We start from the raw sequence: 21,999 nt of genomic DNA on the forward strand, positions 1-21,999 counted from the left end.
GAGCCGGCGGCGAACAGGGGGCCGGGAGGAGGCGCGGTCCGCGCTCCGCTGCTAGGAAGGGCGGCAGGAGATCCGCCCACGGGGGAGAGACACCGATGACCGACCACCGCTCCGGCAGCCTGTACGACGCGATCGGGGGCCTCGACGCCCTGCGGCGGCTGAGCGACACCTTCTACGAGGGCGTGCTCGCCGATCCGCTGCTCGCGCCGGTCTTCGCCCGGTTCACGCCCACCCACATCGAGCACGTCGCCGTCTGGCTGGCCGAGGTGTTCGACGGCCCGGACCGCTTCACCACCGACCTCGGTGGCCACCAGGCGCTGCTCCGCGCCCACCTCGGCCTCGCCATCACCGAGCAGCAGCGGCTGCGCTGGATGGAGCTGATGGCCGAGGCGGTGCGCAAGGAACTGCCCGAGGACGAGCTGCTGCGGACCCGCGTCCTGGAGTACTTCGACTGGGGCACCAGGATCGCCGAGGACGTCTCCGCCTCCCCGGCCGGCAGCGACCTCGGCGACCCGGGGCCCACCCCGCGCTGGGGCTGGGAGGGCCTGCGGTGACCACCACGCTCACCGCCGGTGCTCCGAGCGCCGGCGGACTGCTGCTGCGCCCCTTCCGGGCGGACGACGCACCCGCCCTGATCGACGTCCACCGCGACCCGGTGCTGCGCCGCTACGTCCGCAACCGGGTGACCGGCCCGGACGAGGCCGCCCGCTGGCTGGAGACCGAGGACCGGGGTCGGCGCGAGGGCAGCCGCTACTCCTTCGCCGTCCTGGAGGAGGGCGTGCTGGTCGGCCAGGTCGTGCTCAAGCGCGGCGCCCCGGGCAGCGCCGGCTCCGAGGTGGGCTACTGGACGGCCGCCGCCGCCCGCGGCCGGGGCGTGGCCCCCCGCGCGCTGGCGGCGCTCACCGCCTGGGCGTCGGAGACTTTCGCCGCCGACGGGCTGGTCCGGCTGGACCTCTTCCACGAGGGGGACAACCTGGCGTCCTGCCGGGTCGCCGAGAAGGCCGGCTACCCCTTCGAGGCCCTCGTCCCGGCGGCCCCGCCGCAGTACCCGCTCGACGGCCACTGGCACAGCCGGCCCGCCGGATAACGACTGGACCGCCCGCACGATCCGGGTCACAGTGGCCCCCATGGCTTCTCTTGTGCGACATGTGACGATCGACTGCTCCGACCCCTACACCCTGGCCCGGTTCTGGGCGCAGGTGCTGGACGGCACCCTGGCCGAGGACGACAACCCCGGCGATCCGGAGGCGGTGGTCGAATCGGCGGGGGCCTCGCTGCTCTTCATCCGGGTGCCCGAGGGCAAGACCGTCAAGAACCGCGTCCACCTGGACGTCCAGCCGCAGGACCGCACCCGGGACGAGGAGGTGGAGCGCCTCCTCGCCCTGGGCGCGACGCTGTCCGGGGACCACCGGACCCCGGACGGCAAGGGCTGGGCCACCCTGCTCGACATCGAGGGCAACGAGTTCTGCGTCGAGCGCAGCGCCGCCGAGCGGCGCGCCACCGAGGCCGCGACCGCCTGACCCCGCGCGCTACCCGACGGCCGCCCGCCAGCTCCACGAGCTCCGGCGCGGGCGGCCGTCGAGCTCCCCGCGCCCGGTGCACCAGAGCAGCACGTCCGCCGGATCGCCGGCGGGCGCGTCGGGGAAGAGCCGGGCCAGCGCGGCCGCGGCGAGCGGCGCCGGGGGCCGCCACTCCAGGCCGAGCCCCAGGGTGATGTCGTGGGTGTGCACCAGGGTCTCGGTGACGCCCATCGCCGCGAAGCCGGCCGGGTCGCACGGCCCGTGGTGGTACGCCCGCAGCTCGGGTGGGGCCGCGTCCAGGGCGGTGGCCAGCAGGTGCGCGCAGGCCGTGACGACGGTGAGCACCTCCGACGGTCCGGCCTCCGGGCGCACCGTCAGGTCCAGCGGCAGGTAGCGGTCCTCGGGCCGGGCGGCGAGCTGGCCGGCGTAGGCGAGCAGGTCGTGGGCGATGTGGGCGGCGGTCTCCCGGCAGCTCCACTCCAGCGGTCCGGCGGGCGCGTCCCAGCGGGCGCCGCCGGCCCCGGCCGCCGGACCCAGGACGGCCGTCAGCTCGCGGAGCGCGGCCCGGACGTCATCACCGTTCATCGGACGATCAGTCATCGGCCCACCGTCCCACCCGCCCCCGCGTGTCCGCCAGGGCCTCACCCGCCCCGGGTGCTACTGCTGGCTCCGGATTCCCGTCCGGCCCCCTCCCCACCCGGCTCCCGGAGAACAGGCAGGTACCCCCATGGCGAGCATCGCCGTGTTCGGCGCCAACGGCACCATCGGCAGCGCCGTCGTCGCGGAGGCCGCCGCGCGCGGCCACCGGGTGACGGCGGTGGTCCGCACCCCGTCCCGGTTCGACACCGCGCGCTACCGGGGCGAGGTGTCCGTCGAGGCCGGTGACGTGCTCGACCCGGCGGACGTGGCCCGGCTCGCGGACGGGCGGGACGCGCTGGTGAGCGCGGTCGGCGGTGGCGACGGCCCCGGCCACCTGGCGCTGATCGAACCGGCGGCGCGGGCGCTGGTCGAGGGGCTGCGCCGGCTCGGCGGCCGGGCGCCCCGGCTGGTCGCGGTCGGCGGCGCGGGCAGCCTGGAGACCGCGCCCGGCACCCGGGTCTGGGACGCCCCGGGGCTGCCGGAGGCGGTGCTGCAGATCATGCACGCCCACGGCGACGCCCTGGAGTACTACCGGACGGTCGCGGACGTGCGCTGGACGGTGCTCAGCCCGGCCGCCCGCATCGGGCCGGGGGAGCGCACCGGCCGCTACCGGACCGGGCTGGAGCAGCTGCTCACCGACGCCGAGGGGGAGAGCCGGATCTCGGTGCCGGACTACGCGGTGGCGCTGGTCGACGAGATCGAGCAGCCCGAGCACATCGGCGAGCGCTTCACCTGCTGCGCGCTCTGACCGGTCCGGCTGTCCGTCGCCCTCGGCGCGCCGTCAGCCGACCTGGATCGAGCGCTTCGCCAGGCCCATCCAGAACCCGTCGATCACCGTGCGCTGGCGGCCCAGCTCGCCCTCCGCCGCGCCGAGGGTGACGAACAGCGGCGCGAAGTGCTCGGTGCGCGGGTGGGCGAGCCGTCCGGCCGGGGCCTTCCGCTCGAAGTCGAGCAGCGCGTCGAGGTCCTGGGCCTCCAGGGCACGCCGGCCCCAGTCGTCGAACTCGGCCATCACCGAGGTGATGCGGCCGTCGTGGCTGAGCGCCCGCAGGTTGTGGGTGAAGAAGCCGCTGCCGACGATCAGCACGCCCTCGTCGCGCAGCGGGGCGAGCCGCCGGCCGATCTCCAGCAGCCGCTGCGGGTCCAGGGTCGGCATGGAGACCTGGAGGACGGGGATGTCCGCCTCCGGGAACATCTCCACCAGCGGGACGTACGCGCCGTGGTCCAGGCCGCGGTCGGGGATGTCCTGGACGGGCGTCCCGGGGGCGCGCAGCAGCTTGCGCACGCGCTCGGCGAGCTCCGGTGCGCCGGGGGCGGCGTACCGCACGTGGTAGTAGTGCTCGGGGAAGCCCCAGAAGTCGTAGACCAGCGGCACGGTGGTGACGGCGCCGAGCGCGAGCGGGGCCTCCTCCCAGTGCGCGGAGACCATCAGGATCGCCTTGGGGCGCGGCAGGTCGGCGGACCAGGCGGCCAGCTCGCCGGGCCAGAGCGGGTCGTCGGCGAGCGGGGGCGCGCCGTGCGACAGGTAGAGGGCGGGCATGCGCCCGGGTGCGGTGGTGCTCATGGCGGCTCTTCTCCTCTGGCCCCCGGCGGGTCGGTACGGGCCGGTAGTTCAAATTTGAACTTAACTCTATGTAGACCGTACACCTTCGTTCGAATTTGAACAATGGGAGTACCATCCCCCCATGCCCTCCACCTCGTCCGCACCCTCGGCGCCCCCCTCCGCCGCCTCCTTGCGCGAGCCCCAGTGGCTCGACGAGGAGGAGATGGCCGCCTGGCGGAGCTTCGTCACCGCGAGCAACCTCCTCAACCGCCGCCTGGAACGCCAGCTCAAGGAGGACTCGGGCCTCTCCCACACCCAGTACGAGATCCTCGTCCACCTCTCCGCCGCCCCGGCCGGCTCGCTGCGCATGACCGAGCTGGCCGACCGGCTGGTCACCTCCAAGAGCGGGCTGACCTACCAGGTCACCCAGCTGGAGAAGATGGGCCTGGTCAGCCGCCGCTCCTGCCCCAGCGATGTGCGCGGCGTCTTCGCCGAGCTCACCGATCAGGGCGACGAGATGCTGCGCGAGGCGGCCCCCGGCCATGTCGCGCTGGTCCGCGAACTGCTGATCGACGTGCTCACCCGGGAGCAGCTGACCGTGCTCGCCGACGGCCTCGGCCAGGTCAGCGCCCGGCTGCGCCTCGACGACGCCCTCTGAATCCCTGACCCCTCGACCCTCGAACGCTCCGCCCGCTCAGCCCTCGGCGCGCAACCCTCGACCCTCGATCCCCCGACCCCCGTCCGCTCGGGCTGCTGCCGCCTCGGCCGCCTCCGCCGCCTTGGCGAGCAGCAGCTCCCGCTCCCGGACATTGCGGGTGAGCCCCGCCGCCCGATCGAACTCCGCCCGCGCCTCGGCCCCCCGCCCCAGCCGGGCCAGCAGGTCGCCCCGGACGCTCGGCAGCAGGTGGTAGCCGCGCAGCGCCGGCTCGGCCGCCAGCGCGTCCACCACCTCCAGCGCCACCGCCGGCCCCTCGGCCATCGACAGCGCCACGGCCCGGTTCAGCTCCACCACCGGGGAGGGCGTGAGCGCCATCAGCCGGCCGTAGAGCGCGGCGATGGTCGCCCAGTCGGTGTCCTCGTACCGCGCCGCCCGCGCGTGGCAGGCGGCGATCGCGGCCTGCACCGCGTACGGCCCGGTGCCCGCCCGCCCCAGGGCGGCGAGCCCGCGCCGGATCAGCAGCCGGTCCCAGCGGGCCCGGTTCTGGTCGGCCAGCAGCACGGGCGCGCCGTCCGGACCGGTGCGGGCGGCCGTCCGGGAGGCCTGGAACTCCAGCAGCGCCGCCAGCCCGTGCGTCTCCGGCTCCGCGGGCATCAGCGCGGCCAGCACCCGGGCCAGCCGCAGCGCGTCCTCGCAGAGCGCGGGCCGCAGCAGGTCGTCCCCGGCGGTCGCCGCGTAGCCCTCGTTGAAGATCAGGTAGATGACCTCCAGCACGGAGGAGAGCCGGCCCGCCCGCTCCTCCCCGTACGGGACCTCGAACGGTATCCCGGCCTGCGCCAGCGTCCGCTTGGCGCGCACGATCCGCTGGGCCACGGTCGGCTCGGTGGAGAGGAAGGCCCGGGCGATCTCCGCCGTGGTCAGCCCGCCGAGCAGCCGCAGGGTGAGCGCGATCCGGGCCGGCGCCGGCAGCACCGGGTGGCAGACGGTGAAGACCAGCCGCAGCAGGTCGTCGTCGATGTCGTCCGGCCCGGACGGCTCGGGCGGCGGCACGTCCTCCAGCGCCCGCCCGACCTCGGCGAGCTTGCGCGCGTACGTCTCCCGGCGGCGGACCAGGTCGATCGCGCGGTGCTTGGCGGCGGCCGTGAGCCAGGCGCCCGGACGGTCCGGGACGCCCGACTCGGGCCACTGCTCCAGGGCGGCGACCAGCGCGTCCTGCGCCAGCTCCTCGGCGATGCCGACGTCCCGCACGATCCGGGTGACCCCCGCGATGATCCGCGCGGACTCGATCCGGAAGACGGTCTCGACGGTGCTGGCCACCTCCGCGGCCCCGGCCGTCCCCGTCGTCCGGGCCGTCCGGGCCGGCTCCGCCGGTCCCGCGTTGCGCTCCGTCACGATCACCCATCAGAGCAGTCGCCGCCCGCCGGGGCAAACCACCGCCCCGCCGGTCACGCCTCCGGCGGCGCGGCGTTCTCGTCGATCTGGCGCAGCTCGGCGCCGACGTGCCAGGAAGCCGGGTGCGTCTCCAGGAAGCGCCGGGTCCACTCGACGGCCTCGGCCTTGTCCTTGCACTGGAGGAGGGCGTAGCCGCCCACGACCTCCTTGGTCTCGGTGAACGGGCCGTCGGTGCAGGTCACCTTGCCGCCGTCCCAGAGCAGCCGGGTGCCCTCCTCGGTGGGCAGCAGTCCGGCGGTCTCCAGCATCACCCCGGCCTTGGTGATCTCCTCGAACAGGGCTCCCATCCGCTCCTCGAAGCCGGGGTCGGGCCGGAACTCGGAGGCCTGCTGCTCGTCGATGCGGATCAGTGACAGGAAGCGCGGCATGGCGGCTCACTCCTCGGACGTGTGCGGGCGGGGCCTCTCCCCGCCTCTCACCCCTGCGTCGAACGGGCGGCGGCCGTTTCGACAGCCGCCCGGAAATTCTTCCGGCCCTTCTCCGGACCGGCCACCGGGCCCGGTCGTTCCATGATCGAATGGCGGGCATGATCGGTGACCTGCTGCTCGCAATCCTGCCGGACGCCCTGGGCGATTCGCTGTCCTCCCGGCGGCGCGACCGCCGCGCCGCCGCCGAGCTGGAGCAGATGCACACGGCGTTCCACTTCGGCCGGCCGGTGCGGTTCGAGGCCCGGGTGATCGGCAAGCTGCCCTACTGCGACCCGGCCGGCGCCTTCCTGCACGCCACCCCCACCGGCCTCCGGCTGACCCGCACCTACGCGGAGGACGCGCCGGACCTGCCCGGCGGGCCGCTCCCGGTGGGCGCCCTGGAGACGGTGGCCGTCCGTCCGCGCCGTTCGGGCGACCCCCGGGGCATGCCGCGCTCCTGGCACTTCGTCGAGTGCCGCGACGGCGACGCCTCGGTGCTGATCGCCTGCGAGCCCGAGCACGTGCCGTTCGTCCTCGCCCCGCTCCGCTCCGCCGGTTCCCTCCCCGACTCCGCCGAGTAGCGGGGAGGATGGGGGGCATGACCATCGATCACGCTTTCGCGCAGCGGTTCGCCGAGGAGTGGGTGGCGGTGTGGAACGCCCGCGACCTGGAGGGCGTCCTCGCGCACTACACGGACGACGTCGTCTTCGTCTCGCCCCGGGTCGTCACGTTCCTGGGGGAGCCGTCGGGGGAGGTGCGCGGCAAGGAGGCGCTGCGCGCGTACTGGGGCAAGGCCCTGGCGCTGCTGCCCGAGTTGCACTTCACGCTGGTCTCGGTGCGGGTCTCGGTCGACACGATCGTGATCGACTACCGCAACGAGCGCGGGGTGGCCGTCGCGGAGGCGCTGACCTTCCGGGACGGCCTGGTCTGCCGCGGCTTCGGGGCGTACGGGCCGGAGAACTGACACCGGGCCCCGCACCCCCGCACCCCCGCACCCTCCGAACCCTCACACCGTCCGGGCGGCGAGCCGCAGGGCTCCCGCCCGGATCCGCTCCTCGCCCAACTCCGGGAGCAGGGCGGCCACGTGCTCGGCCGCCAGGACCGCCAGCAGCGCGTGGGCGTCGTGCTCCGGGTCCTCGCTCCGCCCGGCCGCGCCGAGCAGCAGCGCGACGTGCCGGTGCCAGAACCGGTAGGCGCCGATCCGGTAGCGCGAACCCCGGCCGGCCGTCTCGGACATCCGGACCAGGTCGAGGTGGTCCAGCAGGTAGTCCAGGTAGGCGCCGACGAACGCCGCCAGCCGCTCGCCGCTCGTCGGCCCGGCGCCCGCCTCCCCGGGGCCGAGCGGCGCCGGCCCCCGTAGGACGGCGTCCTGGAGCGCGCGTTCCCGCGCGTCCAGCAGGGCCGCGCCGAGCCCGGCCTTGTCGCCGAAGCGGCGGAACAGCGTGCCCTTGCCGACACCGGCCGCGGCGGCCACCTGGTCCATCGAGACCGCCTCGGCGCCGTGCTCGGCGAACAGCCGCGCCGCCGCCTCCAGCACGGCGGCCCGGTTGCGGGCGGCGTCGGCGCGCTCGACGGGCGGCGGGGTGCGCAGCAGCTCCAGGGGGACGGCCCCCTCGGGCATTGCATAAGCGGACTGCGGTCCGGTACTGTCCTGAGTCATAAGCGGACTATAGTCCGAATCGATGCGCAGCCCCAGGAGGCCGCAGCATGACCGTGCTCATCACCCGGGACGACCTGGCCTCGGCCATGGAGGCCGGTTCCGTCACCGTCGTCGACACCCTCGGCGGCGACTACTACGCCCAGCAGCACCTGCCCGGCGCGATCGAACTGGTCCGGGCCGACGTGGACCGGCTCGCGCCCGAGCTGCTGCCGGACCGCGACGCCGCGATCGTCACCTACTGCTCCAACGAGGCCTGCCCCAACAGCGGCCAGGTCGCCGACCGCCTGACCGCCCTCGGCTACACCAACGTCCGCAAGTACCGCGAGGGCATCCAGGACTGGTCCGAGGCCGGCCTCCCGGTCGAGACCGCCTGAGTCCCCGCGGGGGAGGGAGGGGCGCTGCGCGGGGAGCGCCCCTCCCGGCCGGGCCTACAGCCCCTGCCCCGCGCCGGTGTTCTTCGCCGGCCGCAGCTCGGCCGCCAGCGGCTCCGCCTTGGCCCGCTTCACCGCCAGCGCGCGGGCCAGGTCGAACGCCGCCGCCGGATCGTCCTGCTCGTTCCACGGCCGCGCGCCGCACCACGGCCCGATCGCCCGGAACTGCTCCAGGGCGATGTCGTACGCATCCACCTCACCGGCGAAGTGCGCCAGCAGGTGCCGCAGCTGCGGCAGCCGCTCGTCGTCCGGCCGGACCAGCCGCAGCTGGGCGGCGAGGTTCCGGAGGCGCCACTTGGTCCTGTTCTCGGTCAGCGTGCCGGCGGCGCCGCGGCGCCCCTCCAGCTCCGCGAGGGCGTGCAGGTAGATCCCGCCCAGCGGGCTGCCGGGCGGGGCCGCGTCCATGGCGCGCTCCGCGAAGGCCAGCATCTGCTGGTTCGAGCCGAACCACTTCTCGCACCAGTACTGCATGGCCTGCCAGTGGCCGTCGTAGTGGAACCAGGCGCGCTTCACCAGCTCGTCCCAGGCCTCCTGGAACTGCTCGGGGGTGAACTGCGCCCCGCGCGCCGCCGTCACGATCACCACCCACGGGCCCGGGTTCGCCGGGTCCAGCAGGGCCGCCCGGCGGGCAGCCTCGACCGCGGCCGGCAGCAGCTCGCGGAACGCCTCGATGGCGTCGTCGCCGACCTCGTCCCGGTAGCCGGAGCCGCGCACCTCCCACGCGCGGTGCACCATCAGCTTCGCCTCCAGGGTGGCGGCGTCGCAGTTGCCGGGTTCGGCGGAGCGCCAGGCGCCCAGCCAGCCGTCGCCGTCGGCCGCGATCGCCGCCAGCAGCCCCAGGCGGTCCCACCGCTCGTCCCAGTGGTCGCCGGCCTCGGCGACGTACGCGGCCGCCGGGCGCCAGTCCCCGGACCAGGCCGCGTCGGCGATCGCCTGCGAGCGCTTCCGCCGCTCCAGCGGGGAGGGCGGACCGGCCCGGGTCGGGTCCAGCCGCTCGCGCGGGGGCATGCCGTACGCCGCCGGGTCGAAGTCGGCCCGGGCCCACTTCAGGTGGCGCTTGCGGCGGACGACCCGGTAGACGAGGTAGCCCACCAGGAAGAGGAGGAAGATCAGCAGACGTATCACGACGGGGAATCATCCCCGGTGGGAGGTGGTGCGGGCAAAGCCGAAAACGGCTCGCCGAACGCGGCGTTCCATGGAAGCATCCGCTGGTATGGGGACGATTCTGCACGGCGCGCACGTCACGCTCCGGCCGGCCGCCACCGAGGACGTCCCGGCCCTGGTGGCGATCCGCCGCACCCCCGAGGTCTTCGCCCGCTGGCGCGGTGGTGACGACCTCACGGAGGCCGTCACCACCGATCTCGCCGAATCCGGCACCGAGACCTTCGTCATCGAGGCCGAGGGCCGGATCGTCGGCGCCGTCCAGTGGTACGCCAACGACGACGACGAGTACCGCCACGCCGGCCTGGACATCTACCTCGACCCGGCCCGCCACGGCCGCGGCTACGGCACCGACGCCGTCCGCACCCTGGCCCGCCATCTGATCGACCACCACCGCTTCCACCGGCTGGTCATCGACCCGGCGGCCGACAACGCCCCGGCGATCCGCTGCTACGAGAAGGTCGGCTTCCGTCCGGTGGGCGTGATGCGCCAGTACGAGCGCGGCTCCGACGGCAGCTGGCACGACAATCTCCTGATGGACCTGCTCGCCGCCGAACTCCTCTGACGCCGAGGGCGCCGGTGCGTCCGCTCAGTGGTCCGCGCGCAGCGGCTCACCGGTGTGGTGGAGGTGGGCGAAGATCTCGCGGTAGGAGCGGAGCAGCCCGGTCTGGTAGTACGGGATGCCCTTCTCCGCGCAGAACCGCCGGGTGATCCGGGCCGCCCGGGGGAGCGCCGGGGTCGGCATGCTGGGGAAGAGGTGGTGCTCGACCTGGTAGTTGAGGCCGCCCATCAGCGTGTCGAGGACGGGGTTGCCGCGGACGTTGCGCGAGGTCAGCACCTGGCGGCGGAGGAAGTCCAGCCGCATCTCCGGCGTCACCATCAGCATGCCCTTGTGGTTCGGCGCGAAGACAGCGCCCAGGTAGACGCCGAACAGGGCCTGGTGCACGGCGAGGAAGGCGAGCGCCTTGCCGGCCGGCAGTGCGGTGAACACGGCCCCGAAGTAGGCCGCGAAGTGCAGGACGAGCAGGGCCCCCTCCAGCCGGGGGCGCTTCAGGTAGGGGCTGCGGAGCGCGCGGAAGCTGTTGAAGCTGAGGTTGAGGCCTTCGAGGAAGAGCAGCGGGACGAACAGGTACGCCAGCCGGCGGCCGATGAACCGGGCCGCCCCGCGCGACTGCCGGGCCTGGTCCTGCGACCAGACCACGATGTCGGGGGAGACGTCCGGGTCCCGGCCCTCGTGGTTGGGGTTGGCGTGGTGGCGGGTGTGCTTGTTCATCCACCAGCCGTAGCTCATGCCCATCAGCAGGTTGGCGACGATCCGCCCGCCGACCTCGCTGTTGCGCCGCCCGCCGAACACCTGGCGGTGCGCCAGGTCGTGGGCGAGGAGTCCGAGCTGGCCGAAGACGAGGGACATCGCGACGGCCAGCGCGAGCTGCCACCAGGTGTCGCCCAGGGCGTACAGGGCGTACCAGCCGCCCGCGAACGCGGCCAGCGTGACGCCGAAGCGGGCCGCGTAGTAGCCGTAGCGGCGGTCGAGCAGCCCCTCCTCGGCTATTCGGCGGGTGAGCTGGGCGAAGTCGCTGCCGTCCGGGTCGCGGCGCGGCGGTGCGGCCGGAACCGGAGGCGGAAGGGTGGTGGGCTCTGGGCTCATGGGAGGAAGTCTGTCGGTCCGGACGCCGCCACGGTACCCGAGAAACCCCCTTCCCGAGGGGGGAGTTAACCCCCCTGTCCGATATGGGGTACCCCCTGCCCGAAAGGGCGGGGGTTGACGGTCGCTCGCGGGTTCCACCACCCTTCCACTAATTCAATAGTGGAAGGGTGGTTTGCGCATGTGGGTGCTCAGCAGGGTGCTCCGCTCCCTCCGGCGGCCCCGGGTGCTGTCCTGGGGGCCGGCCGGGCTGTTCGCCGTGCTCTACTCCTGCGTCGCCGTCAACCGGCACCGGCGCGTCCTGACCCAGGCCTATGACCTGGGCATCTTCGAGCAGGCGGTGCGCGGGTACGCGCACGGGCGGGCGCCGGTCGCCCTGCTCAAGGGCCCCGGCTACCACCTGCTCGGGGACCACTTCCACCCGCTGCTGGCCGCCCTCGCCCCGTTCTACCGGGCGTTCCCGAGCGCCGTGACGCTGCTCCTCGCCCAGGCGGTGCTGATGGCGCTGGCCGTGGTGCCGCTCAGCCGGTGGGCCTACGAGGTCGGCGGCCCGCGACTCGCGGGCACCGCGGGCTGCCTGATCGGGCTGTCCTGGGGGATCGTCGAGGCAGTGTCCGACGACTTCCACGAGATCGCGTTCGCCGTGCCGCTGCTGGCGTTCGCGGCCACCGCGCTGGGGCGCGGGCGGCCGGTCGCGGCGGTGCTCTGGGCGCTACCGCTGGTGCTGGTGAAGGAGGATCTCGGGCTGACGGTGGCCGCCGTCGGGGTGCTGGTCCTCGTGCGGGCCCCGCGCGGGAGCGGGATCCGGGCGCTGGGCTTCGGGGCGGCGGTGTTCGGGGTCGCCGCGACGGCGCTGACCGTGCTGGTGGTCCTGCCGTCGTTCAACCCCGGGGGCGCGTTCGACTACTGGGGGCAGATGGGCGCCGGGGAGGCCGCCGGCGCGCCCTGGGCGACGGCGGTCCGGGTGGTCTGGCCGCCGCTGAAGTGGCTGCTGCTCGGACTGTCGGCCGCGACCGCCGGGTTCCTGGGGCTGCGGTCGCCGCTGGCGCTGCTCTGCGTACCGACCCTGGGCTGGCGGCTGCTCGCCGACAATCCGCACTACTGGGGGGTGGGCTACCACTACAGCGCGGTGCTGATGCCGCTGCTGGTGGCGGCCCTGGTGGACGCCCTGGACCGGACCGGCGCGTTCGCCCGCGGGGGCGGAGCCGGGACCGGCCCGGCCGGACCCGACCGCGCCGCCGTCCGCCGGGCCCGGCGCGCGCTGGCGGTCGCCGGCCTGGTCGCCGTCGTGACGATCCCGCTCTACCCGCTGCGCGAGATCGCCGCCCCCGGGGCCTGGAGCACCTCGCCCCGCCTCGCCGCGACCAGGGGGATGCTCGCCCGGATACCCGACGGCGCCACCGTCGCCGCGTCCAACCGCCTCGCCGCGCAGCTGGCCGGGCGGACCACGGTCGGCCTGGTCTGCCGCGAGCCGGCCCCGCCCCTGGCCGACGCGCTGCAGGACGGGCCGCAGTGGGTGGTCGTCGACCTGGCCGATCCGAGCGTGCGCGCGCCCTGCGCGATCGAGGACACCGTCCGGATGCTCGGCCGCTACGAGCGGCTCGGCTACCGGCGGGTCGTGGACGACGGGGACCTGCGGCTGCTGCGCCGTCCCTGACCCCCCTGGTCCGACTTGACCGCGGTGGCGGGGTCCGCCACGATTCCACTAATGAACTAGTGAAAAGGTGAACAGGGTGTGATCGAGTACCGCATCGAGCGGCGCAGCGGCGTCTCCACCTACCAGCAGATCGTGCAGCAGACCAAGCAGGCGCTGCGGCTCGGTGTGCTCCAGCCGGGGGACAAGCTGCCGACCGCGCGAGAGGTGGTCGAGCAGACCGCGATCAACCCGAACACCGTGCTGAAGGCCTACCGCGAACTGGAGCGCGAGGGGCTGGTCGAGCCCCGCCCGGGGCTCGGCACCTTCGTCCGCCGGTCCCTCGCCCGGCCGGAGGCCGCCGCGGACGGTCCGCTGCGGGCCGGGCTGGTGGGGTGGGTCGACGAGGCCCGGGCGGCCGGACTGGAGCGGGAGGACATCGCCGCGCTGGTGGCCTCCGTGCTGGAGCAGCGCTTCGAGACCGGCGTCACCTCCACCGGCACCCCGGCGGCGCCGCGCACGTCAACCGGGCCGGAGGATCCGGCCGCATCGAACTAGGGAGGGCGGGGGGACCATGACGGACGTGGCATCCGTACCGGTGCAGGGGGCGCCGGCCGAGGAGCGGCCGGCCGTCGAGGCCGTGGGACTGGGCAAGCGGTACCGGGGCGGCCTGTGGGCGCTGCGCGACTGCCACTTCACCGTCCCGGCCGGCCGGATCTGCGGCGTGGTCGGGGCCAACGGGGCGGGCAAGAGCACCCTGCTCACCCTGGCCGCCCGGCTGATCGAGCCGACCGAGGGCGAGTTGCGGGTGTTCGGCGAGGTGTCGGGCACCCCGCGAGCGCGCGCCCGGGTCGCCTACGTCACGCAGGAGAAGCCGCTCTACCCGTCCTTCACGGTGGCGGAGACGCTGCGCATCGGGCGCGAGCTCAACCCCGGATGGGACGAGGAGGCCGCCCGGCGCGTCGTCGACCTGGGGGAGCTGCACCCCCGCTCGCGCATCGGTGCGCTCTCCGGCGGCCAGCGGACCCGGATCGCGCTCGCCCTCGCCCTCGGCAAGCGCGCCGAACTGCTCCTGCTCGACGAGCCGATGGCCGACCTCGACCCGCTGGCCCGCCACGAGCTGATGGGCCTGCTGATGGCCGAGGCCGCCGAACGCGGCACCACCATCCTGGTCTCCTCGCACATCCTGCCCGAACTCGACGGCGTCATCGACCACTTGCTGCTGGTCCAGGCGGGCCGGATCCGGCTGGCCGGGGACCTGGAGGAGATCCTCGACGGCCACCAGCTGCTCACCGGCGTCGCGGGCGGGGCCGAACTGCCCGCCGGCATCGCGGTGGAGCGGCGGGTCCGGGGCCGCCAGGTCACCGCGCTGCTGCACACCGGCGAGCCGGTCGACGGGCCGTGGGAGTCGGTCCGGCCGAGCCTGGAGGAGCTGCTGCTGGCCTACCTCCGCACCCCGGTCCCCCCGGCGCACCTCGCCGCCCCCGATCGCGAGGCCGCCGCATGAGCACCAGCATCCTGACCGGCCCGCCCGCCCCGGTGCCCGCGGACCGCGCGGGCGAACGGCCCGCCCCGGCCGGCTCCCCGCCCGGCACGGGCCGGGTGCTCTGGCTGACCTGGCGGCAGAGCCGGACGGCCGTCCTGTTGATGGCCCTCCTCATGGTTGTGGCCGCACTTCTCCTGGTCGCCCTGCACGTCCTCCTCCAGGACCGGATCGAGCTCATGCACCAGACCGACTGCTACCACCCGAAGTCGTGGGACGAGCTCGGGTGCCGGATCCAGGCCGGCCGGGTCGAGATGCTGAGCAGGATCTTCACGGACGTCGTCCAGCCGGCCGTCACCGCCGTTCCGGTCCTGCTCGGCATGTTCCTCGGCGGGCCGCTGCTCGCCCAGGAGTACGAGCGCGGCACCCTGCGGCTGGTCCTGGCGCAGTCCGTCACCCCGCGCCGCTGGCTGGCGGCCCGGCTCGCCGTCCCCGGCGCGGTCGTGCTGCTGCTGTCCGCCGTGCTGTCCGGGCTGACCAGCTGGGTGTGGTGGACGGACGTCGTGCACAATCCCGTCGCCTTCGACCCGCCGTTCCAGGCGTTCACCTACCCCGTGCTCGGGGTGGCCCCCGTCGTCTGGTCGCTGTTCGGCCTGGCGCTGGGGGTGCTGGTCGGCCAGCTGCTGCGGCGCACCGTCGCCGCCGTACTGGTGAGCGGTGCGGTGGTGGCCGGCGCCCACGCGGTGGTGGCCGCGCTGCGGCCGTACTTCTGGCCGCGGGTCTCCATGGAGCAGCCGTACAACAACCTCATGAGCGGCTTCGTCCAGCCCACCAACGCCTGGCTGGTGGATCGCGGGGTGGTGCTCGCGGACGGCACCAGGCTGACGGACGCCGAATGCGTGAACGCGTCCGAGGCCTGCGGGGTGGCGCGGACCTCCTGGGGGACGTTCCACCCGGTGTCGGACCTCGTCCCGGTCCAGCTCGTCGAGGCCGGTCTGCTGCTGGTGCTCACCGCCCTCGTCGTGGCCGTCGTCTTCCGCCGGCTCACCCGGGCCGGCAACTGACCCGAGCGGCGGCGCCGCCCGCGCCCCGCTCCAGCGCCCGGTGCAGCCGGGGGCGGTGCAGCCGGGTGGCGAGCGCGGCGACGGTCGGCAGCAGGGCGAAGAGCGCGGATCCGGCGGGCGCGGCCAGGGGGCGTCCTCCGCCCGGTGCGTCAGTTCCCGGTGCAGCCGCAGGAGCGGCGGACCACCATCCGGGCCGGGAACGTCCGGGCCCCGGCGGCCGGTGCGGAGCCCCCGTCCGCGCCGGCGCTCAGCACCAGGTCGACGGCGGCGCGCGCCATCTCCGCCTGGGCGGTGGCCACACTGGTCAGCGGCGGTCCGGCGATCACCGCCTCGGCGATGTCGTCGAACCCGGCCACCGCGAGGTCCTCCGGCACCCGGATGCCCAGGTCGTCGGCGGCCCGCAGCAGGCCGATCGCCTGGTCGTCGGTGGCGCAGAAGACGGCGGACGGCCGGTCGGCGCGCGCCAGCAGCGCGAGCGCCTCCCGGTGCGCCCGCACGCGGTCGAACGGTGCCCGGGTCAGCCGGCCCTCGGTGGACAGGCCCGCCTCGGCGAGCGCGGCGGCCCAGCCGGCGGTGCGGACGGTCACCGGGTCGCTCGGGCTGAGCGCGAAGGTGCCGCCGAAGCAGTGCACCTCGGCGTGCCCGTGGCCGAGCAGGTGGCGGACGACCTCGCGGGCGCCGCCCTCGTCGTCCGCGACCACCGCGATCCCGCGCTCGGTCTCGGCGCGGTGGTGCAGCAGGACGACCGGCGTCCCCTCGGTGGCGTCCACGCCGGTGACACCGGGGGCGGACGGGTCCTGGGTCACCAGGACCAGGCCGTCCACCTGCATGCCGAGGAAGGCGCGGATGTAGTGGGCCTCGCGCTCGTTCGCGTAGTCGGAGTTGCCGATCAGCAGCAGCCGGCCGCGCTCGGCGGCAGCGCGCTCCACGGTGTGCGCGAGCTCGGCGAAGAAGGGCTGGCGGGCGTCCGGCACGACCATGCCGATGAGGTCGGTGCGCCGCCGGGCCATCGCCTGGGCGACCCGGTTCGGCCGGTACCCCAGCTCCTCGACGGCGGCGAGCACCCGGGCCCGCGTCGCGGCGGCCACCGGCCGCGGCCCGTCGTTGATCACATAGCTCACGACCGCAGTCGACGTCCCCGCCGCCCTCGCCACGTCGTCCCGCGTCACCCTTGCCATGCCCGCGAGCCTACACACCGCCACCGACCGCCCTCACGGCCATTTCACCGGCTGGACGGGCGCGGCGGCGGTGCCCGGCGGTGGCCCGCCGGTGGTGGCTCAGGGGACGACGACCGTCAGCGACGTGCCGGCCACGGTGAAACCCATCTCCTCGTACAGCCGCCGGGCCGTGTTGCCCTCGGTCACCGCCAGCCCGATCTCCGTCCTGCCCGCGAGGGCGACGGCACCGACGACGCGGCGCAGCAGGTCACGGCCGAGACCGGGGTAGCCGAGTGCCGGGTCGCGGAACACGCTCGCGATCCAGGGCTGCCCGTTCCAGTCGGTCAGGACGGCTCCGGCCGCCACCCGGTCGGCCTCGTCCACCACCAGGGCGCTGGACGGCAGCAGCGGCCCTATGACCTCCCCGGCGAGCAGTTCGGCCAACCGCCGCACCGCGGGCCGGCCGTCCTCGTGCTCCTCCGGGCGGTGGTCGGGGTGGCCGGGGCCGAAGGCGGCCAGCGAGGCCGGGACCAGCGCCGCGGCCGGGCGGTCGCACGGAACCGCGCGGAACCCGTCCCGCAGCGGGGTCCCCGCCCAGGCCTCCCAACCCCCGGCCGGCGGCGCGCCGGTGAGCTCGCGCCGCATGCTGTGGCCGTGGCGCAGCACCGACGCCCCCTGCCGCACCAGCTCCTGGCCGAGTCCGACCGGTCCGGAGACCACCCAGCCCGCCATCTCCGCCCGCACGTACGCGACCTGGGCGGCCAGGTCGGCACGGGGGTCGACCACCTCCAGCAGGTCGGCCCAGGGGCGCCCCTCCCGCTCCCCGCGCTCGTACCGCACGAGGGCCGCGCCGTCGGCCCCGTAGCCGTACTGCCAGTCAGGTTCCTTCTCCGCCACGCCGTCCGTCCGATCCTCGCGCGTCGGCGCGCCCCTCGGGCGCGCCCGGTTCCCCGCCATGCTCGGTGAACGATCCGTCCGGATCAACCGTTTCCGGCCCGCAGAGTAGGACGTCCGCCGACCTACTCGACGCCTACCGTCCACCGCGTGATCACCGACATCATCGACGAGGACGCCGTCCGACCGTTCCGGCTCGCCGTTCCGCAGGGCGAACTGGACGAGCTGCGCCTGCGGATCGCCCGTACCCGCTGGCCGGACGAACTGCCGGGCGCCGGCTGGTCGTACGGGGTCGCCGGGCCGTACCTGCGCGAGCTGGCCGGGTACTGGGCGGACGGCTACGACTGGCGGGCCCACGAGGCGGCACTGAACGCCTTCCCCCAGTTCACCACCGTGATCGACGGGCAGAACGTGCACTTCCTGCACGTCCGTTCGCCCGAGCCGGAGGCCGTCCCACTGATCCTGACCCACGGCTGGCCGAGCACCGTCCACGACTTCACGGGCATCCTCGGCCCGCTCACCGACCCCCGGGCGCACGGCGGCGACCCGGCCGACGCCTTCCACGTCGTCGCGCCCTCGCTGCCCGGCTTCGCCCATTCCGGGCCGACCACCGGACCGGGCTGGGGCACCCGCCGGATCGCCGCCGCCTGGGCCGGGCTGATGCGCCGGCTCGGCTACCGGCGGTACGGCGCGCAGGGCGGCGACTTCGGCGCCATCGTCTCGCCCGAACTCGGCCGGGTGGCGCCCGAGGAGGTGATCGGCGTCCACCTCAACGCGCCGCCGAACGCCTCGGCCCCGCTCGGCGCCGAGGAGTCCGCGCTGCTGTCCCCCGACGAGCGGGCCCGGGCCGCGGCCAACGCCCGGTGGTGGCAGGCGCACTCCGGCTACGCGACGCAGATGGCCACCCGCCCGCAGACCGTGGCCTACGCGCTCAACGACTCGCCGGTCGGCCAGCTCGCCTGGAACCTCGAATTCTTCGTCGACCACGATCCGGTGGCGACCGGCCAGACCCTGCCCTCCCGGGACGCCGTGCTGACCGACGTGACCGCCTTCTGGCTCACCGGCACCGCCGGCTCCGCCGCCCGCCTCTACCGGGAGATCGCGGCCGACGGCTGGGGCCGCCCGGCGCCCTCGGGCGTCCCGACCGGGGTGGCGCTGTTCCACGGCGACCGGGCGATCCGCACCCTGGCCGGGCTGTCCAACACCGTGACCCGCTGGACCGCGTACGACACCGGCGGCCACTTCGCCTCGCTCCAGGCGCCGGAACAACTGGTGGCGGACGTCCGGGCGTTCTTCCGCACCCTGCGCTGAGCCGCCGGTGGAGGGGAGCCCCGGCTGTCGGTGCAGGGGCCTACCGTTCGGGCATGAGCGTTCCCGAGGTCGTCCCGATCGCCTACGAGCCCGACTACCGCACCGACACCATCGGCCGCTTCCGCGGCGGCCAGTTCCTGGCCTCCGTCACCTTCGCCGTCCCGGAGGGCGCGGCGGACCCGCGAGTGCCGTCCTGCTTCGCGGTCCTGCACCGCTTCGACGAGGGCGGGCGCCACCTCGACTCCCGGGTCGAGGCGGTGCCCGGCGCCTTCGGCGGTGAGGTCGCCAAGGCCGCCGGCCGGTTGCTGGAGCGGTGGCTGGACGCCCTGCCGGAGCGGGAGTTCGGGGACGTCGCGATCGCGCCCTTCGCCGTGCACGTCGACGGCGTGCTCTTCGGCCTGGTCCTCGAACGGCACCACGAGGGCGCGGCGGAGGACGACTGGGCCGAGCTCTACCCCGACCGCCTCGGCTTCCACGCCCCGTGGGACGGCACGTACGACACCTGAGCCCGCCGCCCCGCTCACGGCCGCGTGCCGGTCCGCGGGTCAGTCCGCGATCACGGCCGCCCGTACGCAGAGGACGTCCGGCAGGTGGGAGACCAGCAGCGCCCAGTGCCCGCCCTCGTCGTGGCTCGCGTAGACGTCACCGGTCCGGTTGCCGAAGTAGATGCCGGCCGGTTCGGCGTCGTCGGTGCGCAGCGCGTCACGCAGCACGATGCCGTAGTGGTCCTCGCCCGGCAGGCCGTCGGCGAGCGTCTGCCAGCTGTCCCCGGCGTCGTTCGTGCGGAACACCCGGCAGCGGCGGCCGGGCGGGATCCGGTCGTCGGCGCCGCCGAGCGGGAACACGTACGCGGTGTCGGCGCGGTGCGGGTGGGCGGCGACCGCGAAGCCGAAGTCGGCCGGCAGCCCGTCGGCGATCGAGCGCCAGCTCGCGCCGCCGTTGTCGCTGCGGTAGACGCCGCCGTGGTTCTGCAGGTAGAGCCGGTCCGGGTTGACGGCGTCCCGGGCGATCTTGTGCACGCACTGGCCGAACTCGGGGTACTGGTTCTCCTCCGGCAGGAACTCGGCCCGCAGGCCGGAGTTGGAGGGCTCCCAGCTGCCGCCGCCGTCCTTGCTGCGGTAGACGCCGCCGCTGGAGACGGCGATCAGCAGCCGCTGCGGGTCGCGCGGGTCGGTGAGGACGGTGTGCAGGCCCTGGCCGCCGTAGCCGGCGCCCCACTCGCCGCGCTGCGGGTGGTTCCAGAGCGACTCGACCAGGGTGAAGCTCTCGCCGCCGTCCGCCGAGCGGAACAGCGCGGCGGGTTCGGTACCCGCGTAGACCACGCCGGGCTCCTCGGGGCCGGCCGGCTGGAGCTGCCAGACCCGGGTGAGCGAGGCGCCGGTGTGCTCGGGGAAGCGGATCGCGGGGGTGGACGGCTCGAACCAGTTGGCGCCGAGGTCGTCCGAGCGCCAGACCGACGGGCCCCAGTGGCTGCTGTCGGCGCCCACCAGCAGCCGGACGCCGCCGTCCTGCCGGGGCCCGCCGCTCCCGCGGTCCCGGCGGTCGATCGCGACGGAGTAGATCGCGTTCATCCGGAAGTGCGGCCCGCTGAACTCCCAGTCCAACCGGTCGCGGCTGCGTCCGAGGAAGAGGCCCTTCTCGGTTCCGACGGCCAACAGCACTTCGCTCATTGCCACACACCACCCGCTCGGCGAACACGGCCCCGCCCGGACACCCCTCCTCGGGCCAGTGTCCCGCCGTCGCCCGCCCGCCACATCTCGCCGCGCCGGGCCGGGCTGCGGGCGGTGGCGGGCGGCGGTCAGCCCCGGCAGCCCTCCAGCAGCCGCAGCCAGACCTCGCTGATCGTCGGGTAGGCGGGCACCGCGTGCCAGAGCCGGTCGATCGGGACCTCGCCGACCACCGCGACGGTCGCCGAGTGCACCAGCTCGGAGACGCCCGGGCCGACGAACGTCACGCCGACCAGCACCTCCCGGTCCAGGTCGAAGACCGCCCGGGCCCGGCCCCGGTAGTCGTCGCCGTAGAGCGAGGCGCCGGCGACCGCGCCGAGGTCGTGGTCGATGGCCTTGACCCGCAGACCGGCCCGCTCGGCGGCGTCCAAGGTCAGGCCGACGGCCGCGACCTCCGGGTGCGTGAAGACCACCTGCGGCGCGCCCGCACTGTCGGCGGACGCGGCGTGCGCGCCCCAGCGCGCGGTGTCCAGCGGGCGCCCCTGGGCGCGCGCGACGATGGCCGCGCCGGTGATCCGCGCCTGGTACTTGCCCTGATGGGTGAGCAGCGCCCGGTGGTTGACGTCCCCGGCCGCGTACAGCCAGCCGCCGTCGACCCCGAGCACGGTGCAGCTGTCGTCCACGTCGAGCCAGCCGCCGGGGTGCAGGCCGACCTGCTCCAGGCCGACGTCCGCGGTGCGCGGGGCACGCCCGGTGGCGTACAGCACCTCGTCCACGGTCAGCCGCTCGCCGTCGCCCAGCACCAGCGTGACCTCGGAGGGCCCGCCGTCCGCCGCCCGCCGCTCCAGCGCGGCGACCTCCGTCCCGAAGCGCACGTCCACCCCGGCCGCCCGCAGCCCGTCCGCGACCAGCTCGCCGGCGAACGGCTCCATCCGGGGCAGCAGTCCGCCGCCGCGGACCAGCAGCACCACCTCCGAGCCGAGCGCCCGCCAGGCGGTGGCCATCTCGACGCCGACCACACCGCCGCCGACCACCGCCAGCCGGCCGGGGACGGCGGGCGAGCCGGTCGCCTCCCGGTTGGTCCACGGGCGCGCCTCGGCCAGCCCGGGGACGCCCACCGGCAGCACCGGCCGGCTGCCGGTGCAGATCACCACGGCGTGCCGGGCCACCAGCAGCCGCTCGCCGCCGTCCTCCCCCTCGACCGTCACCTGCCGCTCGCCGGCCAGCCGGCCGTGGCCGCGGACCAGGTCGATGCCGGTGTCGCGGAGCCACTTCACCTGGCCGTCGTCCTGCCAGTGCGAGGCGAACGCGTCGCGCCGGGCGAGCACCGCGGCCGCGTCCAGGGCGCCGCCGGCCGCCTCCCGGGAGCCGGCCACCGCGCGGGCGTCGGCCAGCGCGGCCACCGGGCGCAGCAGCGCCTTGCTCGGCATGCAGGCCCAGTACGAGCACTCGCCGCCGACCAGTTCGCTCTCCACGACCACGGTGCGCAGCCCGGCGGCGGCCGTCCGGTCGGCCACGTTCTCTCCGGTCGGACCGGCGCCGACCACGATGACGTCGTACTCCTCGGGGGCGGTGGGCTGGGGAGAGGTCATCCGTGTTCCTCCGTGCTCGCGCGGGTGTGTCGTGGTGCCGTGCCCATCCTGCGCCGACCCGCCCGCCCGGCGCAGCCGAACA

Annotated in this window: 26 protein-coding genes; 15 read left to right on the forward strand and 11 right to left on the reverse strand. The window is 75.1% G+C overall.

Annotated features, from left to right (window positions below; genetic code table 11):
- The first annotated feature begins 95 nt into the window (after nt 1-95).
- From ACFC0B_RS19270 to ACFC0B_RS19280, 3 genes are read left to right on the forward strand one after another with little or no spacing between them, the layout of a single operon-like run.
- A complete protein-coding gene (locus tag ACFC0B_RS19270) occupies nt 96-554 on the forward strand; it encodes a group II truncated hemoglobin (RefSeq protein WP_376087022.1) in 459 nt (152 codons plus the stop codon).
- A complete protein-coding gene (locus ACFC0B_RS19275; RefSeq protein ID WP_376087023.1) occupies nt 551-1,087 on the forward strand; it encodes a GNAT family N-acetyltransferase in 537 nt (178 codons plus the stop codon). Before ACFC0B_RS19270 ends, ACFC0B_RS19275 begins: the two co-directional genes overlap by 4 nt.
- A gap of 40 nt (nt 1,088-1,127) precedes the next feature.
- Nucleotides 1,128-1,520 carry a VOC family protein gene (locus ACFC0B_RS19280; protein WP_376087024.1) on the forward strand — a complete coding sequence of 131 codons (393 nt, stop codon included), beginning with the start codon at nt 1,128-1,130 and terminating at the stop codon, nt 1,518-1,520.
- A 9-nt stretch (nt 1,521-1,529) separates the two neighbouring features.
- On the opposite strand, the gene ACFC0B_RS19285 is transcribed toward ACFC0B_RS19280, so the two are convergent.
- The gene (locus tag ACFC0B_RS19285) at nt 1,530-2,120 is read right to left on the reverse strand and encodes a maleylpyruvate isomerase N-terminal domain-containing protein (RefSeq protein ID WP_376087025.1); all 591 of its coding nucleotides are present in this window, start codon (nt 2,118-2,120) and stop codon (nt 1,530-1,532) included.
- Between the two features lie 127 nt (nt 2,121-2,247).
- Between ACFC0B_RS19285 and ACFC0B_RS19290 the strand changes: the two genes are divergently transcribed.
- Nucleotides 2,248-2,907 carry an NAD(P)-dependent oxidoreductase gene (locus tag ACFC0B_RS19290; protein ID WP_376087026.1) on the forward strand — a complete coding sequence of 220 codons (660 nt, stop codon included), beginning with the start codon at nt 2,248-2,250 and terminating at the stop codon, nt 2,905-2,907.
- Between the two features lie 33 nt (nt 2,908-2,940).
- Here ACFC0B_RS19290 and ACFC0B_RS19295 read toward each other — a convergent pair whose 3' ends face one another.
- The gene (locus ACFC0B_RS19295; protein WP_376087027.1) at nt 2,941-3,723 is read right to left on the reverse strand and encodes a dioxygenase; all 783 of its coding nucleotides are present in this window, start codon (nt 3,721-3,723) and stop codon (nt 2,941-2,943) included.
- A 169-nt stretch (nt 3,724-3,892) separates the two neighbouring features.
- Here ACFC0B_RS19295 and ACFC0B_RS19300 point away from each other — a divergent pair, with 169 nt between their 5' ends.
- A complete protein-coding gene (locus tag ACFC0B_RS19300; RefSeq protein ID WP_376087435.1) occupies nt 3,893-4,360 on the forward strand; it encodes a MarR family winged helix-turn-helix transcriptional regulator in 468 nt (155 codons plus the stop codon).
- A gap of 36 nt (nt 4,361-4,396) precedes the next feature.
- Here the strand turns inward: ACFC0B_RS19300 and ACFC0B_RS19305 are convergent, their stop codons facing one another.
- Both ACFC0B_RS19305 and ACFC0B_RS19310 read right to left on the reverse strand, forming a co-directional pair.
- Complete coding sequence (locus ACFC0B_RS19305; RefSeq protein ID WP_376087437.1) at nt 4,397-5,677, reverse strand: RNA polymerase sigma factor; 1,281 nt, start codon at nt 5,675-5,677, stop codon at nt 4,397-4,399.
- Nucleotides 5,678-5,805: 128 nt separating this feature from the next.
- Nucleotides 5,806-6,180, reverse strand: a complete 375-nt coding sequence (locus ACFC0B_RS19310; RefSeq protein WP_376087028.1) for a YciI family protein — start codon at nt 6,178-6,180, stop codon at nt 5,806-5,808.
- A 158-nt stretch (nt 6,181-6,338) separates the two neighbouring features.
- Here ACFC0B_RS19310 and ACFC0B_RS19315 point away from each other — a divergent pair, with 158 nt between their 5' ends.
- Nucleotides 6,339-6,800, forward strand: a complete 462-nt coding sequence (locus tag ACFC0B_RS19315) for a hypothetical protein (protein ID WP_376087029.1) — start codon at nt 6,339-6,341, stop codon at nt 6,798-6,800.
- Nucleotides 6,801-6,817: 17 nt separating this feature from the next.
- Nucleotides 6,818-7,183, forward strand: coding sequence for a nuclear transport factor 2 family protein (locus ACFC0B_RS19320; protein ID WP_376087030.1), 366 nt, complete (start codon nt 6,818-6,820; stop codon nt 7,181-7,183).
- Between the two features lie 42 nt (nt 7,184-7,225).
- On the opposite strand, the gene ACFC0B_RS19325 is transcribed toward ACFC0B_RS19320, so the two are convergent.
- Nucleotides 7,226-7,879 (reverse strand): TetR/AcrR family transcriptional regulator, encoded by a 654-nt coding sequence (locus tag ACFC0B_RS19325; RefSeq protein ID WP_376087031.1) that lies wholly within the window; start codon nt 7,877-7,879, stop codon nt 7,226-7,228.
- Nucleotides 7,880-7,926: 47 nt separating this feature from the next.
- Between ACFC0B_RS19325 and ACFC0B_RS19330 the strand changes: the two genes are divergently transcribed.
- Complete coding sequence (locus ACFC0B_RS19330; RefSeq protein ID WP_376087032.1) at nt 7,927-8,253, forward strand: rhodanese-like domain-containing protein; 327 nt, start codon at nt 7,927-7,929, stop codon at nt 8,251-8,253.
- A gap of 54 nt (nt 8,254-8,307) precedes the next feature.
- On the opposite strand, the gene ACFC0B_RS19335 is transcribed toward ACFC0B_RS19330, so the two are convergent.
- Nucleotides 8,308-9,435 (reverse strand): hypothetical protein, encoded by a 1,128-nt coding sequence (locus ACFC0B_RS19335; RefSeq protein ID WP_376087033.1) that lies wholly within the window; start codon nt 9,433-9,435, stop codon nt 8,308-8,310.
- Nucleotides 9,436-9,523: 88 nt separating this feature from the next.
- Between ACFC0B_RS19335 and ACFC0B_RS19340 the strand changes: the two genes are divergently transcribed.
- The gene (locus ACFC0B_RS19340) at nt 9,524-10,036 is read left to right on the forward strand and encodes a GNAT family N-acetyltransferase (RefSeq protein WP_376087034.1); all 513 of its coding nucleotides are present in this window, start codon (nt 9,524-9,526) and stop codon (nt 10,034-10,036) included.
- A gap of 24 nt (nt 10,037-10,060) precedes the next feature.
- On the opposite strand, the gene ACFC0B_RS19345 is transcribed toward ACFC0B_RS19340, so the two are convergent.
- A complete protein-coding gene (locus tag ACFC0B_RS19345) occupies nt 10,061-11,119 on the reverse strand; it encodes a fatty acid desaturase family protein (RefSeq protein WP_376087035.1) in 1,059 nt (352 codons plus the stop codon).
- A 178-nt stretch (nt 11,120-11,297) separates the two neighbouring features.
- Here ACFC0B_RS19345 and ACFC0B_RS19350 point away from each other — a divergent pair, with 178 nt between their 5' ends.
- The 4 genes from ACFC0B_RS19350 (at nt 11,298) to ACFC0B_RS19365 (ending at nt 15,296) form a co-directional block, all read left to right on the forward strand.
- Nucleotides 11,298-12,773 carry a DUF2079 domain-containing protein gene (locus ACFC0B_RS19350; protein ID WP_376087036.1) on the forward strand — a complete coding sequence of 492 codons (1,476 nt, stop codon included), beginning with the start codon at nt 11,298-11,300 and terminating at the stop codon, nt 12,771-12,773.
- A 78-nt stretch (nt 12,774-12,851) separates the two neighbouring features.
- Nucleotides 12,852-13,307 (forward strand): GntR family transcriptional regulator, encoded by a 456-nt coding sequence (locus tag ACFC0B_RS19355; RefSeq protein ID WP_376087037.1) that lies wholly within the window; start codon nt 12,852-12,854, stop codon nt 13,305-13,307.
- A 16-nt stretch (nt 13,308-13,323) separates the two neighbouring features.
- Nucleotides 13,324-14,256, forward strand: a complete 933-nt coding sequence (locus ACFC0B_RS19360) for an ABC transporter ATP-binding protein (protein ID WP_376087038.1) — start codon at nt 13,324-13,326, stop codon at nt 14,254-14,256.
- A complete protein-coding gene (locus tag ACFC0B_RS19365) occupies nt 14,253-15,296 on the forward strand; it encodes an ABC transporter permease (RefSeq protein ID WP_376087039.1) in 1,044 nt (347 codons plus the stop codon). Before ACFC0B_RS19360 ends, ACFC0B_RS19365 begins: the two co-directional genes overlap by 4 nt.
- 149 nt (nt 15,297-15,445) lie before the next feature.
- Here the strand turns inward: ACFC0B_RS19365 and ACFC0B_RS19370 are convergent, their stop codons facing one another.
- Together ACFC0B_RS19370 and ACFC0B_RS19375 are read right to left on the reverse strand one after the other, a co-directional pair.
- Nucleotides 15,446-16,474, reverse strand: coding sequence for a LacI family DNA-binding transcriptional regulator (locus ACFC0B_RS19370; RefSeq protein WP_376087040.1), 1,029 nt, complete (start codon nt 16,472-16,474; stop codon nt 15,446-15,448).
- Nucleotides 16,475-16,573: 99 nt separating this feature from the next.
- Nucleotides 16,574-17,350, reverse strand: coding sequence for a GNAT family N-acetyltransferase (locus ACFC0B_RS19375; protein WP_376087041.1), 777 nt, complete (start codon nt 17,348-17,350; stop codon nt 16,574-16,576).
- 147 nt (nt 17,351-17,497) lie between these two features.
- On the opposite strand from ACFC0B_RS19375, the gene ACFC0B_RS19380 reads away from it, so the two are divergent.
- Both ACFC0B_RS19380 and ACFC0B_RS19385 read left to right on the forward strand, forming a co-directional pair.
- Nucleotides 17,498-18,658, forward strand: a complete 1,161-nt coding sequence (locus ACFC0B_RS19380) for an epoxide hydrolase family protein (protein ID WP_376087042.1) — start codon at nt 17,498-17,500, stop codon at nt 18,656-18,658.
- Nucleotides 18,659-18,711: 53 nt separating this feature from the next.
- The gene (locus ACFC0B_RS19385) at nt 18,712-19,164 is read left to right on the forward strand and encodes a hypothetical protein (RefSeq protein ID WP_376087043.1); all 453 of its coding nucleotides are present in this window, start codon (nt 18,712-18,714) and stop codon (nt 19,162-19,164) included.
- 39 nt (nt 19,165-19,203) lie between these two features.
- Here ACFC0B_RS19385 and ACFC0B_RS19390 read toward each other — a convergent pair whose 3' ends face one another.
- Nucleotides 19,204-20,328 (reverse strand): WD40/YVTN/BNR-like repeat-containing protein, encoded by a 1,125-nt coding sequence (locus ACFC0B_RS19390; protein WP_376087044.1) that lies wholly within the window; start codon nt 20,326-20,328, stop codon nt 19,204-19,206.
- A gap of 128 nt (nt 20,329-20,456) precedes the next feature.
- Nucleotides 20,457-21,917, reverse strand: a complete 1,461-nt coding sequence (locus tag ACFC0B_RS19395) for a dihydrolipoyl dehydrogenase family protein (RefSeq protein WP_376087045.1) — start codon at nt 21,915-21,917, stop codon at nt 20,457-20,459.
- Between the last annotated feature and the right edge of the window lie 82 nt (nt 21,918-21,999).

Origin of the sequence: Kitasatospora sp. NPDC056184 (assembly GCF_042268405.1) — a bacterium.
Classification (GTDB): domain Bacteria; phylum Actinomycetota; class Actinomycetes; order Streptomycetales; family Streptomycetaceae; genus Kitasatospora.

Excerpts from the sequence above, each read along its gene's own strand:
- ACFC0B_RS19390 (WP_376087044.1), bottom strand. The coding sequence starts at position 20,328 with ATGAGCGAAGTGCTGTTGGCCGTCGGAACCGAGAAGGGCCTCTTCCTC.
- ACFC0B_RS19295 (WP_376087027.1), bottom strand. The coding sequence starts at position 3,723 with ATGAGCACCACCGCACCCGGGCGCATGCCCGCCCTCTACCTGTCGCAC.
- ACFC0B_RS19285 (WP_376087025.1), bottom strand. The coding sequence starts at position 2,120 with ATGACTGATCGTCCGATGAACGGTGATGACGTCCGGGCCGCGCTCCGC.
- ACFC0B_RS19370 (WP_376087040.1), bottom strand. The coding sequence starts at position 16,474 with ATGGCAAGGGTGACGCGGGACGACGTGGCGAGGGCGGCGGGGACGTCG.
- ACFC0B_RS19385 (WP_376087043.1), top strand. The coding sequence starts at position 18,712 with ATGAGCGTTCCCGAGGTCGTCCCGATCGCCTACGAGCCCGACTACCGC.
- ACFC0B_RS19350 (WP_376087036.1), top strand. The coding sequence starts at position 11,298 with ATGTGGGTGCTCAGCAGGGTGCTCCGCTCCCTCCGGCGGCCCCGGGTG.
- ACFC0B_RS19340 (WP_376087034.1), top strand. The coding sequence starts at position 9,524 with ATGGGGACGATTCTGCACGGCGCGCACGTCACGCTCCGGCCGGCCGCC.
- ACFC0B_RS19360 (WP_376087038.1), top strand. The coding sequence starts at position 13,324 with ATGACGGACGTGGCATCCGTACCGGTGCAGGGGGCGCCGGCCGAGGAG.
- ACFC0B_RS19290 (WP_376087026.1), top strand. The coding sequence starts at position 2,248 with ATGGCGAGCATCGCCGTGTTCGGCGCCAACGGCACCATCGGCAGCGCC.
- ACFC0B_RS19270 (WP_376087022.1), top strand. The coding sequence starts at position 96 with ATGACCGACCACCGCTCCGGCAGCCTGTACGACGCGATCGGGGGCCTC.
- ACFC0B_RS19325 (WP_376087031.1), bottom strand. The coding sequence starts at position 7,879 with ATGACTCAGGACAGTACCGGACCGCAGTCCGCTTATGCAATGCCCGAG.
- ACFC0B_RS19365 (WP_376087039.1), top strand. The coding sequence starts at position 14,253 with ATGAGCACCAGCATCCTGACCGGCCCGCCCGCCCCGGTGCCCGCGGAC.
- ACFC0B_RS19345 (WP_376087035.1), bottom strand. The coding sequence starts at position 11,119 with ATGAGCCCAGAGCCCACCACCCTTCCGCCTCCGGTTCCGGCCGCACCG.
- ACFC0B_RS19330 (WP_376087032.1), top strand. The coding sequence starts at position 7,927 with ATGACCGTGCTCATCACCCGGGACGACCTGGCCTCGGCCATGGAGGCC.
- ACFC0B_RS19315 (WP_376087029.1), top strand. The coding sequence starts at position 6,339 with ATGATCGGTGACCTGCTGCTCGCAATCCTGCCGGACGCCCTGGGCGAT.
- ACFC0B_RS19395 (WP_376087045.1), bottom strand. The coding sequence starts at position 21,917 with ATGACCTCTCCCCAGCCCACCGCCCCCGAGGAGTACGACGTCATCGTG.
- ACFC0B_RS19310 (WP_376087028.1), bottom strand. The coding sequence starts at position 6,180 with ATGCCGCGCTTCCTGTCACTGATCCGCATCGACGAGCAGCAGGCCTCC.
- ACFC0B_RS19320 (WP_376087030.1), top strand. The coding sequence starts at position 6,818 with ATGACCATCGATCACGCTTTCGCGCAGCGGTTCGCCGAGGAGTGGGTG.
- ACFC0B_RS19280 (WP_376087024.1), top strand. The coding sequence starts at position 1,128 with ATGGCTTCTCTTGTGCGACATGTGACGATCGACTGCTCCGACCCCTAC.